The 13,690-nt window shown below is 60.5% G+C and carries 12 protein-coding genes; 4 read left to right on the top strand and 8 right to left on the bottom strand.

All coding sequences use genetic code 11. From position 1 onward, the window contains the following. Positions 1–149: 149 nt before the first annotated feature. Positions 150–1,466: an MFS transporter gene (locus FHT75_RS33340; protein WP_097596126.1), complete on the bottom strand. Its 1,317-nt coding sequence runs from the start codon at positions 1,464–1,466 to the stop codon at positions 150–152. Between the two features lie 241 nt (positions 1,467–1,707). Between FHT75_RS33340 and FHT75_RS33335 the strand changes: the two genes are divergently transcribed. The 4 genes from FHT75_RS33335 (at position 1,708) to FHT75_RS33320 (ending at position 5,527) form a co-directional block, all read left to right on the top strand. Further along, positions 1,708–2,706, top strand: a complete 999-nt coding sequence (locus FHT75_RS33335; RefSeq protein WP_063473489.1) for a LacI family DNA-binding transcriptional regulator — start codon at positions 1,708–1,710, stop codon at positions 2,704–2,706. A 16-nt stretch (positions 2,707–2,722) separates the two neighbouring features. After that, positions 2,723–3,397 (top strand): aldolase, encoded by a 675-nt coding sequence (locus FHT75_RS33330; RefSeq protein WP_063473490.1) that lies wholly within the window; start codon positions 2,723–2,725, stop codon positions 3,395–3,397. Positions 3,398–3,570: 173 nt separating this feature from the next. Then, positions 3,571–4,239, top strand: a complete 669-nt coding sequence (locus FHT75_RS33325; protein ID WP_063473491.1) for a haloacid dehalogenase type II — start codon at positions 3,571–3,573, stop codon at positions 4,237–4,239. Between the two features lie 13 nt (positions 4,240–4,252). Beyond that, a complete protein-coding gene (locus tag FHT75_RS33320) occupies positions 4,253–5,527 on the top strand; it encodes an NAD(P)/FAD-dependent oxidoreductase (protein WP_063473492.1) in 1,275 nt (424 codons plus the stop codon). A gap of 88 nt (positions 5,528–5,615) precedes the next feature. Here FHT75_RS33320 and FHT75_RS33315 read toward each other — a convergent pair whose 3' ends face one another. The 7 genes from FHT75_RS33315 to FHT75_RS33285 all read right to left on the bottom strand — a co-directional run bounded on the left by FHT75_RS33315 (position 5,616) and on the right by FHT75_RS33285 (position 13,602). Then, positions 5,616–5,921: a DUF982 domain-containing protein gene (locus tag FHT75_RS33315; protein ID WP_063473502.1), complete on the bottom strand. Its 306-nt coding sequence runs from the start codon at positions 5,919–5,921 to the stop codon at positions 5,616–5,618. Between the two features lie 83 nt (positions 5,922–6,004). Next, on the bottom strand, positions 6,005–6,202 hold the full coding sequence (locus FHT75_RS33310; RefSeq protein ID WP_063473493.1) for a hypothetical protein: 198 nt from the start codon (positions 6,200–6,202) through the stop codon (positions 6,005–6,007). Beyond that, positions 6,199–6,966: a ThiF family adenylyltransferase gene (locus tag FHT75_RS33305; RefSeq protein WP_245294523.1), complete on the bottom strand. Its 768-nt coding sequence runs from the start codon at positions 6,964–6,966 to the stop codon at positions 6,199–6,201. Before FHT75_RS33305 ends, FHT75_RS33310 begins: the two co-directional genes overlap by 4 nt. A 191-nt stretch (positions 6,967–7,157) precedes the next feature. Next, the gene (locus FHT75_RS36455; protein WP_063473495.1) at positions 7,158–8,741 is read right to left on the bottom strand and encodes an aKG-HExxH-type peptide beta-hydroxylase; all 1,584 of its coding nucleotides are present in this window, start codon (positions 8,739–8,741) and stop codon (positions 7,158–7,160) included. A gap of 104 nt (positions 8,742–8,845) precedes the next feature. After that, a complete protein-coding gene (locus tag FHT75_RS33295) occupies positions 8,846–10,540 on the bottom strand; it encodes a S8 family serine peptidase (RefSeq protein WP_028755629.1) in 1,695 nt (564 codons plus the stop codon). Positions 10,541–10,573: 33 nt separating this feature from the next. After that, positions 10,574–11,605 (bottom strand): phosphatase PAP2 family protein, encoded by a 1,032-nt coding sequence (locus FHT75_RS33290; protein WP_028755630.1) that lies wholly within the window; start codon positions 11,603–11,605, stop codon positions 10,574–10,576. Positions 11,606–11,646: 41 nt separating this feature from the next. Then, a complete protein-coding gene (locus tag FHT75_RS33285) occupies positions 11,647–13,602 on the bottom strand; it encodes an SARP family transcriptional regulator (RefSeq protein WP_183845604.1) in 1,956 nt (651 codons plus the stop codon). Positions 13,603–13,690 lie beyond the last annotated feature (88 nt).

Raw genomic sequence — 13,690 nt, 5'->3', positions numbered from 1 at the left:
TGAGGAAGGTCTGTGCCCTCCGGGTAGCGTCCCGGAGGGGCTCTAGAGCGCCGTGCGTCTACAAGACGCGCTAAGGACGCTCTAACATTTTGAATTTGCGCATCATCCTTTCCGAAAATCGATTCCGATTTTCGGGGTTATGCGCGAGTTCAGCGATTGACGGTTTTCGCCGGAACCGTCAACACGGCCAGCGAGCCAATGACCAGCGCGGCCGCCAACAGATACATGCCGGCGCTGTTGGTGCCGGTGAAGTCTTTGAGATAGCCGACCAGAAACGGCCCGAGAAACCCGGCGAGGTTGCCGACCGAATTGATCCAGGCGATGCCGGCCGCAGCGCCGGTGCCGGCAAGAAAAGCTGTCGGAAGCGACCAGAAGAGCGGCGCGCAGCTGATCGCGCCCGCTGCCGCCAGCGAGAGGCAGACAATCGACACCGTCGTGCTCGTCGCCATGGTCGCCGCGACAAAACCACCGGCGGCAATCAGAGCCGGGACGACGAGGTGCCAGCGGCGTTCACGCAGCCTGTCGGCGGAACGTCCGAGTGCCAGCATCGCGACGAATGTGCAGATATAGGGGATCGCCGAAATCAGGCCAATATTCAGGTTTCCGCTGACGCCCGAGGCCTTGACGATGGTCGGCATCCAGAAATTCAGCCCATATTGCCCGAGCACGAAGCAGAAATAGATCAGGCACATCAGCCAGACGCGACGGTCGGTCAGCGTTGCACCGATGCTGTGCGGGCTTGCCGTCTTGCCCCGGTTCTCCGCCTCGATATTGGCCGTCAGCACGCGCTTTTCCTCATCGTTCAGCCATTTCGCGCCCTGGATCGTATCATCAAGATAGAAGAACGTCGCGACACCGAAAAGAATGGCCGGAATGGCTTCGATCAGGAACATCCACTGCCAGCCGGAAAGACCATGCGTGCCGTGAAAGCTGTCCATCAGGAGACCCGAAAGCGGATTGCCGAAAATGGCGGATATCGGGATCGCCGACATGAAGGTGGTGATAATCCTGGCGCGGCGGTGGGCCGGATACCACGCGGTCAGATAAAGAATGATGCCGGGGAAAAATCCGGCTTCGGCCACGCCCAGCAGGAAACGAAGGACATAGAAGACGGTTTCCGACGAGGTGAACATGAAGGCGGCTGATATGATGCCCCAGGTGACCATGATGCGGGCGATCCACACCCGCGCGCCGACCTTGTTCATGATGATGTTGCTCGGCACTTCAAACAGAAAATAGCCGATGAAGAAAATGCCTGCACCGATGCCGTAGGCGGCTTCCGAAAGGCCGAGTTCACTCGACATTTGCAGCTTGGCGAAGCCGACATTGACGCGGTCGAGATAGGCGACCACGTAGCACAGCATCAAAAAGGGTACGATGCGCCAGAAGACCTTGCCATAGGCACGGTCTTCCGCGGCTTCAGCGGTATATTCGCCAGCGATTGGCGCCTGCGTCTGCAGCGTCATGATTTTCTCCTCCGATTGTTGCCGCGGTCCCTGTCGATCCTCCCGCGGCACGCCGAGCCATTTTTGGCAGCGCTGCCATTTTCATTAATCCATTTTGGCAGCGCTGCCAACAGCAAATTGGTAGCGCTGCCAAAAAAACCTTGCTTCTTGGCGGGAGCAGTGAAAAATGGGGACAACGCGGTGGTCGCGCCGGACGGTCAGGCCCGGGCAACCATCCTAAAAGCCGGGTTCAAACGTAACGATGGAATTCAAACATCAGGCGACGGTCACGCTTGCCGAAGTCGCGGAGGCGGCCGGTGTCGGCGAGAGCACGGTGTCGCGCGTGCTGCGCAACCATGGTTCGTTTTCCGGCAAGACGCGGGAGCGGGTGATGGCCGCCGTCGAGCGGCTGGGTTATGTGCCGAACCGGATCGCCGGAACGCTCGCCTCCACCGGGTCGCGTCTTGTCGCCTTCGTCATTCCGTCGCTCTCCAACATCGTCTTTCCCGATGTGCTGCGCGGCGCCAGCGCCGTTCTGGAGGAGAACCGGTACCAGGCGGTTTTCTCCGTGACCGATTATGATCCGGGCAAGGAGGAGGCGCTCGCCGCCGCGATGCTTGCCTGGCGGCCGGCGGCGGTCATGCTGGCGGGATACGAGCACACTGAGGGCACGGTGAAGATGCTGCGCGCCAGCGGCTGCCGGATCGTGGAACTGCTCGATCTGGATGGCGATGCTCTCGATATCGCCGTCGGCTTCTCGAACCGCGCGGCCGGGCGGGAGAGTGCGGCCTTCCTGCTGAAGCGGGGTTACCGCCGGATCGGCTATGTCGGTCACGACCTCAACCGCGATACCCGTGCCGGCAAGCGGTTTTCCAGCTTTTGCGAGACGCTCGATGCGCATGACGCACCGCTCGTCGCCCGTGAAATTCTTGCCGGCGCCTCGTCCGTGGAAAACGGCAGGCTGGGATTGGAGCGGCTGCTTGCCCGGACGACCGATCTCGATGCGGTTTATTTCTCCAACGACGACATGGCGCTGGGTGGTTATTTTCACTGTCTGGCTCAAGGGATCGCGATCCCCTCGACGCTCGCCATTTTCGGCTATAACGGCCTCGATATCGGCCGGGTAACACCGCAACCACTGTCGACCATCCGAACGCCGCGCGTGGCGACGGGACAGATAGCCGCCCAGATGGTCGTCGCCAACGCGCCGCCGCAGGCCGTCGATCTCGGCTTTGAACTGATCGAAGGGGCAACTGCGTAATATTGGAGGAACTGTCATGTCCGACGCGCGCCTGCGTGAGGAAATCTGCCGATACGGCCGCTCGCTGTTCGAGCGCGGGCTGACGCCCGGTTCGTCGGGCAACATATCGTTGCGGCTGGAGGACGGCGGCTGGCTGGTCACGCCGACCAATGCCTCGCTCGGCTTTCTCGACCCGGCACGGATCTCCAGGCTCGATGCCGAAGGCCGGCTCCTGTCCGGCGACAAGCCGACCAAGGAAATCCCGCTGCACACGGCCCTCTACGACACGCGCGGCAGCGCCCGCGCCATCGTCCATCTTCACTCCACCCATGCGGTGGCGCTGACCATGCTGCCGGAGATCGATCCGCGCGCCGCCCTGCCGCCGATGACGCCATATTATCTGATGCGCGCCGGCGAAACCGCGCTGGTGCCCTATTATCGTCCGGGCGATCCTGATGTGGCCGATGCCATCCGCGGGCTGGCGGGCAAGTATTCGTCGGTGCTTCTGGCCAATCACGGACCTGTTGTCGCCGGCGACAGCCTGGAAGCGGCGGTCTTCGCCACTGAGGAACTGGAGGAAACCGCAAAGCTCTATCTGCTGTTGCGCAACCTCAATCCCCGTTTCCTCAGCCCGGCTCAGGTGGCCGATCTCGTCAAAACCTTCGGCCTCGACCTTCCGTCGCATCACGATCATGATCACGACGGTGATTGAAAGCGTCACTTCGCCGGCCGTTGCCTGCGGGCGAATGCGCGCAACCTTCTGCCAAACCCCGCTTTCGATACGATAGATTCTGCTTCCGATGCTGCCAATTCAGGCGAGCTGCGGGGGAAGCGGTGCTTATGATTGTGACACGTCCCCAGTTCCGATCATTCAAGGATACGCAGATGACGACGTTTCGTCCGAAATACATCACCTTCGACTGCTACGGCACGCTGACCAACTTTCAGATGGCGGAAGCGGCCCGTGATCTCTACGGCGAAGAGCTCGACGAGCGGCGCATGGCGGAGTTCATCAAGAATTTCGCCGCCTATCGGCTCGACGAGATCCTGGGCGACTGGAAACCCTATGCCGAGGTGGTGCACAATTCACTCGAGCGGACATGCAAGCGCAATGGCGTGACCTTTCGCGATGAAGCGGCAAAGATGATCTATGAGCGGGTTCCGACCTGGGGGCCGCATCCGGACGTGCCGGCCGGGCTCGCCAAGGTCGCCAAGGAAATCCCTTTGGTGATCCTCTCCAACGCGATGAATTCGCAGATCATGTCGAACGTTGAAAAACTCGGCGCGCCCTTCCATGCGGTCTATACCGCCGAGCAGGCGCAGTCCTATAAGCCGCGCTTCAAGGGCTTTGAATATATGCTTGATATGCTCGGCTGCGGGCCGGAAGACGTGCTGCACTGCTCGTCCTCCTTCCGCTACGACCTGATGTCGGCCCACGATCTCGGCATCAAGAACAAGGTCTGGGTCAATCGCGGCCACGAGCCGGCCAATCCCTATTACGGCTATGTCGAAATTCCTGACATCTCGGGCCTGCCTGGCGTCGTCGGGCTCTGACGGAGGCACGCGGATGCAGTTCGAATCCTACTGGCACGACACGGCACCAGCCTTTGCCGGCGGCGCACAAGGCCCCGTCGAAGGACATTACGATGTCGCCGTCATCGGCGCCGGCTTTACCGGGCTTGCCGCGGCGCGCCAGCTTGCAAGGGCCGGCGTCAAGGTCGTGGTGCTGGAGGCCGAACGGGTCGGCTGGGGGGCATCGGGACGCAATGGTGGACACCTCAACAATGGGCTCGCCCACAGTTTCCTCTCCGCCAAGTCAGCACTCGGCGCGGAGCGAGCTGTCGCGCTTTACAGGGCACTCGACGATTCCATTGACACGATCGAGGCTGTTATCGCCGAGGAGGGGATCGACTGCAATTTCCGCCGCGCCGGCAAGCTGAAGCTTGCTTCCAAGCCGCAGCATTTCGATGCCATTGCCCGCAATTTCGAGGCTGTCCACAAAGAGGTCGATCAGGATACCGCACTTCTGACCGCCAATGAGCTGAAAAGCGAGGTCGGCTCGCCCTTCCATGGCGCCATGCTCTCGAAGAAGAGCGCGATGATGCATATGGGCCGCTATGTCGCCGGGCTCGCCACCGCCGCTGCCCGCCACGGCGCCACCATTTTCGAAAAGGCGGCGGTGACGGCACATCGGCAGGGCAACGGCCGCCACAGCCTTACGACTGCACGCGGCACCGTCACCGCCGACCACGTGCTGGTCGCGACAGGCGCCTATACGCCGTCGCTCTTCAGTTATTTCCGCCGCCGGATCGTTTCCGTCGGCAGCTTCCTGATCGCCACCCGTCCGCTGACCGACGCCGAAATTGCCGCGACGATGCCGGGCAACCGCACCTGCGTGACGTCGATGAACATCGGCAATTATTTCCGGTTGTCGCCGGACAATCGGCTGATCTTCGGCGGTCGCGCCCGCTTTTCCGCCACGTCGGATCAGCGATCGGACGCAAGGAGCGGCGATATTCTGCGCGCCAGCCTGGCTGAGATCTTTCCGCAGCTTGCCGGCGTCGAGATCGACTATTGCTGGGGCGGGCTCGTCGACATGACCAAGGACCGCTATCCGCGCGCCGGCTATGTCGACGGTGTCTGGTATGCCATGGGCTATTCCGGCCACGGCGCCCAACTCTCCACCCATCTCGGCATGATCATGGCCGACGCCATCCTCGGCAAGGCCGACCGTAACCCAATCAAGGGTCTCGACTGGCCTGCCGTTCCCGGTCACTTCGGCAAACCGTGGTTCCTGCCGCTGGTCGGGCTTTACTACAAGACGCTCGACCGCTTCCAGTAACGGGCCGGATCAGTCCGATTGCAGCCGCTGTTCCAACCGAAGCGGCGCGATGGGGCAGGATTGAGATAAGCACCTGCGCGGCGGTCAATTATCTGGCTTCGCTGACTGGATAGATCCTGAGAATCCCAAGGCGGTTATCAGTGGTGATCGCTGCAATACCGGCTTCATATGCGGCGCGGACGATTGCCTCATGCAATTTCTCGGGTTCGCTCTCTCCGGTAAGGACCTCCAAACAGATTCTCACCGCCGTGAGGAATTCCTCACCATCGTCGGTGGGCCATTCCTTCAGCAACAGTTGGGCAGCCTCGCGAGCGGTACGGATCACCCGGCGATCTTTCCCTTCGGCAAAAACAAGAATTATTGTTGGGAAGCTTCTCAACATATCGAATCTCATTGCGCCTGAACTCCGCGGGGCGGCCAGTGCCAATGCCGGGCCATGGTTTCGGACCGAGATCGACCACACATTCTCGTCAACCATCAGCTAGCCAGATTGGCTTTCAGCTCACGGGCTGCCGCCTCAAGGAGTCGCTTGAATTCTTCGGAGGTCACGCCATCGGCGCGCATCACCATGGCGATCAGTGGATCGCAAAGAGCTTCGGATATCGTCAGCTCATCGTTCTTTCCTGCGGTTGCGCCAACGGAGCAGCAATATCCCGACAAAGATAGTGTGTTCATGGACATACCTTGCATTCGGGGTGTTCGCAGCGAGAACGTAGCTCGGCCTGATTGCTTTTGAGGTCCAATATCCATCGGCGTCCCCGTGCGGCCGAGTGTCTCGAAAGGCATTTTTGGGCAACCCGCGACACGGCAAGGCCGGCGATAAATGCGTTCTCGGCAGCGGCCGGTGGAGCGAGAAAGCCGTCGTCGGTTGCGACCTGGGCGGCGCAATGGCAGACGGGACAGGCGTCCTCATGCACTGCGACCGAGGGACCTGCGATGCCATAGGCTTCGGAGCGGCCGACATGCAGATGGGGCGGCAGGCCGGCTTTCGATGCGTGGCAGGCCGTCAGGAACTCTTGGGCCGGATGAGAATCGTCGCCGGCAAGAACAACGAACGGATTGTGGGCGTAATCTGCGATCAATCGGAGCGCTGCGGCCCCTGCCGCAAATTCCGGCAAAGCGAAGACCTTGGCCGAGAAACACGCGGCCAGACAGGTCGCCAGCTTGTCCGTCTTCAACCGGCCGAGATCAGCTTCGCTCGCCCATGGGACATGGTTCAAGTTGTTCTCGTCGATACGATCCGCATCCACGAGAAAGAAATGGCGCGCGCCGTGGGCCGCAAGCTGGATGGCAATCTGCGAGCCCAAGCCGCCGCATCCGATAATCACGAAGTCGATTTCGCGAAAACCTGAGAAGTCGCGTTGACGATGGCGAAGAGGCGTGAGGAAGGCGTCGTCGTGATCCATTGCGGTGGAGACATATTCGTCCTCATCCGGCATATTGGAACCGTCCAAAGAGACGCCGAACGCAGGTCTTGTAACATTGGGGCTCCGTTCCTCGACAGGATCAGCACTATTGCCGATGAACAGAGCCCCTCTGCCGCCCCACCCCAGCCTATGGGTGAAGAAGTTCGGGAAATCGACGGGCGCGCTAGCGGCCGCCGGTAGTCGTTGAGACCGATAGTTGACCATCAGATCGCCTCCATCTCTCTGGGCGCGATCCCGCGGATCGTCGCGGCGTAGTGTCCGTAATCCTCGCCCATCGCGTGGTCGGGGGTCTTCGCAATCACGTGGAATTTGCCGTCATACCAGAGGCTGACATTGTCGCCGCTGTCATCGATCTCGCGCCGGCCCATCCGAGGATCGATCGGCTCCTTGCCGCGCAGCAGCATCTGTCCAATATCCCAGGCTTGGCGATCGAGAATGCGCTGGCGCTCGGCAAGATGCGCCTGGCGGTGCGCAATGGGCTCTTCGGCAAGCAACTGGCTCACGAGGAACAAGATCCGACTGCTCCAGAAAGGAATGGCGGCGATGTCTGGGAGGTCGAGGAGGACATCGCCGCGGAGACGTTCGATACCTTTCCGAGCGATATCGACGAGCGGGACTTGCCGTGCGGCATAGGCAATTATGAATGCCGTCTTCCCGGCGCAGCGCTCAGGATCCGTCTCGGTGGATAGGCATGCCATGCGCAAGGCGCATTCCCAGGGAATGGTGTAGGCCGTATGCAGGATGCTTTCGAACGTCTGTAGGTCCTTCTTGTATGGGGAAACATATTGGAACTCGCTAGGCAGGGATGCCCCCCCCGAGGTCGTATAAAACCCGAGCAGGATATTCCCCGCCTCATGAAGCAGTTGGGCCGCTGTCGCGGCATGATCGCCGGCGCGCAATCTCTCCCTGGAAAGGACGATGAGCGCGCTGCCCGGCAATTCGTTCGAACTCGAAAAGGAGCAGTGCGGTTCGCGCCGCACGCCAACGTAAAGCGTGTGCAGCCCGGCGATCAGACGTTGATGGCCGTACTCGTCCAAGTCCGCGATCAATGCGAAGGCCTTCTCCAGATGGTCGGCGATGCGATCCAATTCCGCATCGTCCGTGATCGCATAGCCGGGCCGGGGATAGTCCGGCATGCATTGGCGGAGGAGGGCTTGCATGATACGGCTTCGCGCTGGACTTTCGATGTGCACGAGGCCGATGCCGCAGGCGAGCCGGCACGCTGGCTGACGTTCGAGTTCAACATCCGATGCGATCAGATCCGGCTGCAGATAGCGGCCGACGACCTGCACATCGGGGCGGGCCGCCTGCCATTCCAGACTGCGCGCGAGCGCACCCATCCAGGCTGCAAGTACGGATGAACGGTAAGGGTCGGCGCCGACCGGTCCGGCAACTGCTGGCGGAAGCTCCGGCAGGCGAGTGTATCCGCCATCTGCAAGGTCGGGGAAATAACCTGACAATGCCTCTACTCCAGCCGAACAACCGGCGAGCTTCGAAGCCGCCGCAAGCGTGCGGCCATATTGGAGGCGTCGCTTCAAAAGGTTGCGTGTTGCCACACGCTGCAGGGAGACGGTACTTGCCATCAGGGGATTGCGCTTGAGCAGGCGGCGCGCCTCATCTGCCAACTCTTGTATGCGGGACGCGGACATCGGCAGCCTCCGTGAGTTTGTCTTCGGGCGGATCAAGGTTGCATCTCGGGCAAAAATGCCGGAGTTCGGGACGACTTCGTGCGACATCGGAACGTTGTGCGTCGTCGGTTGAGAGGCACTATTCCCCAAGGGCGTCATTCGCCCGCCAGTTCGGCGTTAAAAATCCGTAAAAACGACGTCAACAAAGAAAAAGCCTCCTCGATCGAGGAGGCTTAGAATTTTGGATAACGCATCCGTAGCGGTCAGATCGCCAGAGCCGCCTGTACCGCCGCCCGCGCATTCGGCAGGCCCGACCCGAAGAAATAGGCCGCGTCGAGAGCGTCCTCGCTTTCTGCATTCATGCAATCCGCCGTCAGTTTCCTCGTTCCGGGTGCGACAATGGCGTCCAGGCGCGACGCGGCTTTCAGAATGGACTTGACCTGAGGCCCCGAGAGGCGGTCACCTGGACTATGGCGGCTCTTGTAGGCCCGCTGAATCAGGGCGCATAGGCCCCCCACCTGCGCCGACGCGCCGGAGGTGCCCCCGAAGGTGGTGTAGTATCCGCCACCGATGCCCGGATTGGTTCCGAACGGCACGATCGCCGACCATGGATCGGAGCCGTGATCATAGCCGAAAATCCCCGACAGGTCCGTCGTCAGCAGCGAGAAGTGCGAATAGTAGTATTCCCGCGTTCGAAAGGCACTGTAGTCGTGCTGCGCGGCAAATGGCGAAAGCCGGTCGAGGCGTAACTGATGCCGGTTGAAGACCTCACCGTCGTCGGAGGGGGAGACAACCGTCAGTCCTTCGCCGTAATTGCTGTAGCCCGAACGGAAACCTTCGACGGTAACGGCCCCGACGGCGATGATGCCGTTGTCATCGGCGGCAAGACTTGCCGGATAGATCAGCTGGCTCTCGCCACTGTTTCCCGCGGCGCAGACGATCGGAATGTGCTTGCTGACGGCGAGGATGAGTTGTTTGAGGATATGCCACGGGCGATCGGGATTGGAGCCTATCTGCGCAGCCTTCGGCTCCAGTTCAGGCCCACCCTGGTCGGCGAAGGCAATGCGCGCGAAGAGATTGGCGGCATCCTGGTTTTTCCATATTTCCAGGTCGGCCTTCAGCTCGTTCTTTGGATCGACCACGCTGCGTTTCGGGTCAGGCAGACCGCGTGGCATGACGATCACGTCCACCTTCTGATGATAGGCATAGAGAAAGGCTGCGATGAACTGCCTGACATCGTCTTCGAAGGACGTCCTGATCGAGATGAGCCTTGAAAAGGGATCAACGCCGAAATAGGGGATGACGTTGCGATTGCCGCTCGTATGCAGCTCGTCACCATCACCGTAGAAGGCTCCTTCCGGCGGAAGGCTTGGCGTGCCTTCTTCTGCAACAACGGCGGGTTCGCCGACGATCAGCCCTGCGCAGCACGTACCATGCGATGCAAACAGCGATTCCGGATTGTAGAGCCGCCGGAGAACACCCTCCGACGCGGCATATTCCGCAACCAGGTCACTGAGATAGTCCCGGTCGTCATTCGAAAGGCCGATATTGCCGAGCGGAGTGATGTTGAGCCCCGCGAAGAAGGCATGCCGTTCCTCACGGTCAAAGGACGTGGTCGTATCGAGAATTTCGAGCACGCGCGCGCCGTAACGATGGGTCGTCAAATCGATTGACGCCTCCCGGTCAAGCCGGGTTGCCAGATTGGGATGATCCGGAGATACGCCGACATCGATCAGCGCGACCCGTGCGGGTCGCAGCGGGCCGACGGAAGCGATCGCATCCCAGACCGTGCCAGTGATGAGGGGATCGGGCAGCGCGCGTGCGGCGCTCGCATCGGGCGCTGGAGGCACCGGCGGAGCCGATCCGTATTCCGCGTCGACTACGCCAAGAGCAGTCAGGTGCCAGAGATAGTAGTAGTTGATCGGCGCGGGCTCAGGCATTTGTGTTTGATCCGTCATGGTTGTAATCCTGTTGAGCAGCAGCTGGAGAATTCAGACCCATTCGTCGTGTACGGCCTGGAACAGTGGACCGAACGCGTCGTGGAGGTAGGGGGCGAAGCGTCGGGCGAGATCTCGTCCTGCCTGTGTGTCGCTCGGGTAGTGCAGGCCGGCCCATTCGCGATTTTCGGCAACGTTCTGGGCGATGCGGGCAAGCTCGTCGGTGGCCGGATGTTCCGGCAGGATCGTCGAGAACGCGAAGGCGATCGAAAAGCACTGGAACGAATGGTTGCTGGGATAGGACTCGTGGACCGGCACGGCCAGCAACGGCCGCAGCATGGGCTCAAACTGGTTTGGCCGCAGCCGGTTGAACTGGCTCTTGTAGATCAGTCCGACATATTCGCAGGCCGTCAGGATCGCCTGGAAAAGGCCCTCCGTCTGCTCGAAGCCGCCGAGATCCTCGATATGCAATGCGCGGGTGAATTCTCCCACGGAGATCGTCGACTCGATTTGGATGTCGGGCAGGCGCCGCACGCGTTCGCGGTCGCGGCGTTGCATGGAGAGGAGCACCGTCGTTTCGAGGCGGGTATAATCCGGGCCGGGCGGCGGAAGTATATCCAGCATTTCCCAGGTGAAGCGCCGCGCCGCGCTATAGGCGTTGCGTGACGGCTGCTGGTGTAGCCTGCGCAGCTCGAAGGAGGGGATAAGCTGCGACACGCCGAGGCTGGCGCCATCCATCGTCGACTTGTTTTTATTCTTATTTTTGTTCTTGTTTTTGTTCTTGTTTTTGTTCAGCGACGCCTTGTTGAGCACCGACTTGTTCGCCACGCTCTTGTTGAGGACCGAGGCTGCGGCCATCGTCGCCATCATAGGCGCGGCCAGAGACGATGCATCTTCATCCGTGCCGGAAAGCGCAGGTTCGGAGGCTGCATCAGGTGCAGCTTCCGACGCACCGGTGAGAGGATCAGCACCTGCATTGTCCCTGGGTTCGCATGGAAGGACCGTATCCGGTTCAATCCTGAATTTATAATTGTTTAGAAATGAGACGATTCTTGATTGCGATTCGTGGGCGGTGTCCGCTTCCATTGCAGCCTCCTTGCGCGATGATGTGAAGAATTGTCCGGGGTTCAGCGCAGCTTGGCGCCGGCCTTGAGAAGGCCGTCGATCAAGATCTGGCCGCCGCCTGTGTCGAGCAGCGGATAGCCGCTGCCGCGGAAGGCGTTGATAGAGAAGCCGCCCTCGACCGCCTCAAGACGCTGCAGGTAATGCCGCGCGCCGACGAGATCGTTGGAATGGGCATGACTGGAGGCAAGATAGCGCAGCAGACTGTTGAAGTTCGGTCGTGTCCGCAGGGCTTCTTCGCCCGCAGATATGGCCGCGCCATGATCGCCTGCAAGCGCTGCCGCAATGCATTTGGTCGTATCGAAGTAATATTTATGCGGGCTGTAGACGCCGAGCTCTTGTACCCAACGCGCCATGGCCACTGCCTTGTCGGGCTGGCCTGCATAGCAGTGCAGCATCGCGTAGAGGTCCCAACTGAGCGGCAGGGCCGGATTCAGGCGGATCGATTTTTCGAACAGGTTGGCCGCATAGTCGTATTCGCCGAACAGGAACGAATGAACGTGGCCGACGAGCGCAAGCGACACGGAATTCTGCGGATCGAGTTCCAGCGCCTTGCGTGCATAGGCCTGGGCTTCCTCGATCAGATGAGCATCCAATGCGTTGAAACGTTGGCCGACCTGGAAAGTCCGAATGAAGGACAGCCAGGCAAAAGTCGATGATCGCGGCTGATACTGGATCTGTTCTTCCAGGCGCCGTTCCGCATTATCCAGGTCGCCGCGCGAAAGCCGAAAGATGGCATTGACGGCGTCGATCAGGAGACCGTCTTGCGACAATCGGCTGTCGGTTGCCTGCATCTCCTGGAAATAGGCCAACTGATCGACGGCCTGGCTGATCAGCGCAGCGGCGATGCCGAATTCGCCCCGCTCGAACTGCGTGCGGTTGATTGCCTGACTGCCCAGCCAATGAATACGGTTGTTGATCAGGTGCTTCATCACCAGTTCGATCAGCACCATGTCACCATCAAACGTCAGGCGAAGCTGTAGGCATATGGGAAGGCTGATCTGCTGTTCGCTCTCTTCAATATTCGGCAAGGTGAAGGAGAGGTCGGTGACGCCAAATCCCAGCCCATCGATGATGGCTTTTGCAATGAGGTTCTGGAACCGTGTCGCAGCAATTTGTCCGCCCTCTCCGGCACCCACCACGATGGGGGACAGAAGCGCCATCATCCATTGCCACTCACCGCCAACCCGCCGCCCATTTGGGCCGCTGCTGGCGATATCCACGGGTTTGCCTGTTCTCGACGTATCCGGGGCGCCTGTTAACGGCAGCAGCGCGGAATGTTTGGCGACATCGCGGCTCGGCTGCTGTCGCGGCTCAAATACATCGTGGACTTGTCCTTCATCGAGACGGCGATACCAGTTTTGCCGTTCCAGCGCCAACCAGTCCTCGAATTCGGGATCGCGGATGTCGATACCTTCGAGCAATTCGTCGGTGACTTGATCCGGAGACCGCTCCGTCTGAACCACCAAGTCGGTATCGAGCACGAGTCGGTCCGTATCCAGCCAAACCGTATTCTTATCCGCAATCAAGAGATCACGTGCCGACCCCAGACTCTTGTGAATGTCCAAAAGCGCCTGGCGTAGACTGGCTGCTGCCTGGTCATCGGAGCGATCGCTCCATAACTTATCCCTAAGCCAGATTCTCGAGCGCGAGCCCCGGGCGGACAATGCAAGCATCGCCAGAAGAGCCTGTGCCTTTTTGGATTTCGGAGTAACCGAGCGCCCCCCGGCGTCCACAAGGGCAAAAGGCCCGAGCAGGAACATCCGAAACGGATCGTGCTCCTTGTTCATGCGATCCACCGGCCCCGCCCCCGTTGCCTCCGAAACGCTCGTTCGGCGGCCGGAAAACCTAGCATCCGGGGACCAGTCTGCCACAACTACGGCGTCTGGCAAGCAACCGGAAAGGGAAACCGGGATTGCGAAATGTAAATCTATGCTGTGACGATGATCGAATTGAAGCATAACCGGCTGAAATCCCTCTGCGTAACTTCGCAAATCGGCCGTAGCACCCTGCCGTCAAAGCAGCGTCAAAGAAATGTTGTCTAGGCAC

The sequence above is a fragment of the Rhizobium sp. BK112 genome, assembly GCF_014193215.1.
Classification (GTDB): Bacteria; Pseudomonadota; Alphaproteobacteria; order Rhizobiales; family Rhizobiaceae; genus Rhizobium; species Rhizobium anhuiense.
Note: the sequence above shows the minus strand (reverse complement) of the source record. Positions and strands in the feature narration are given on the sequence as shown.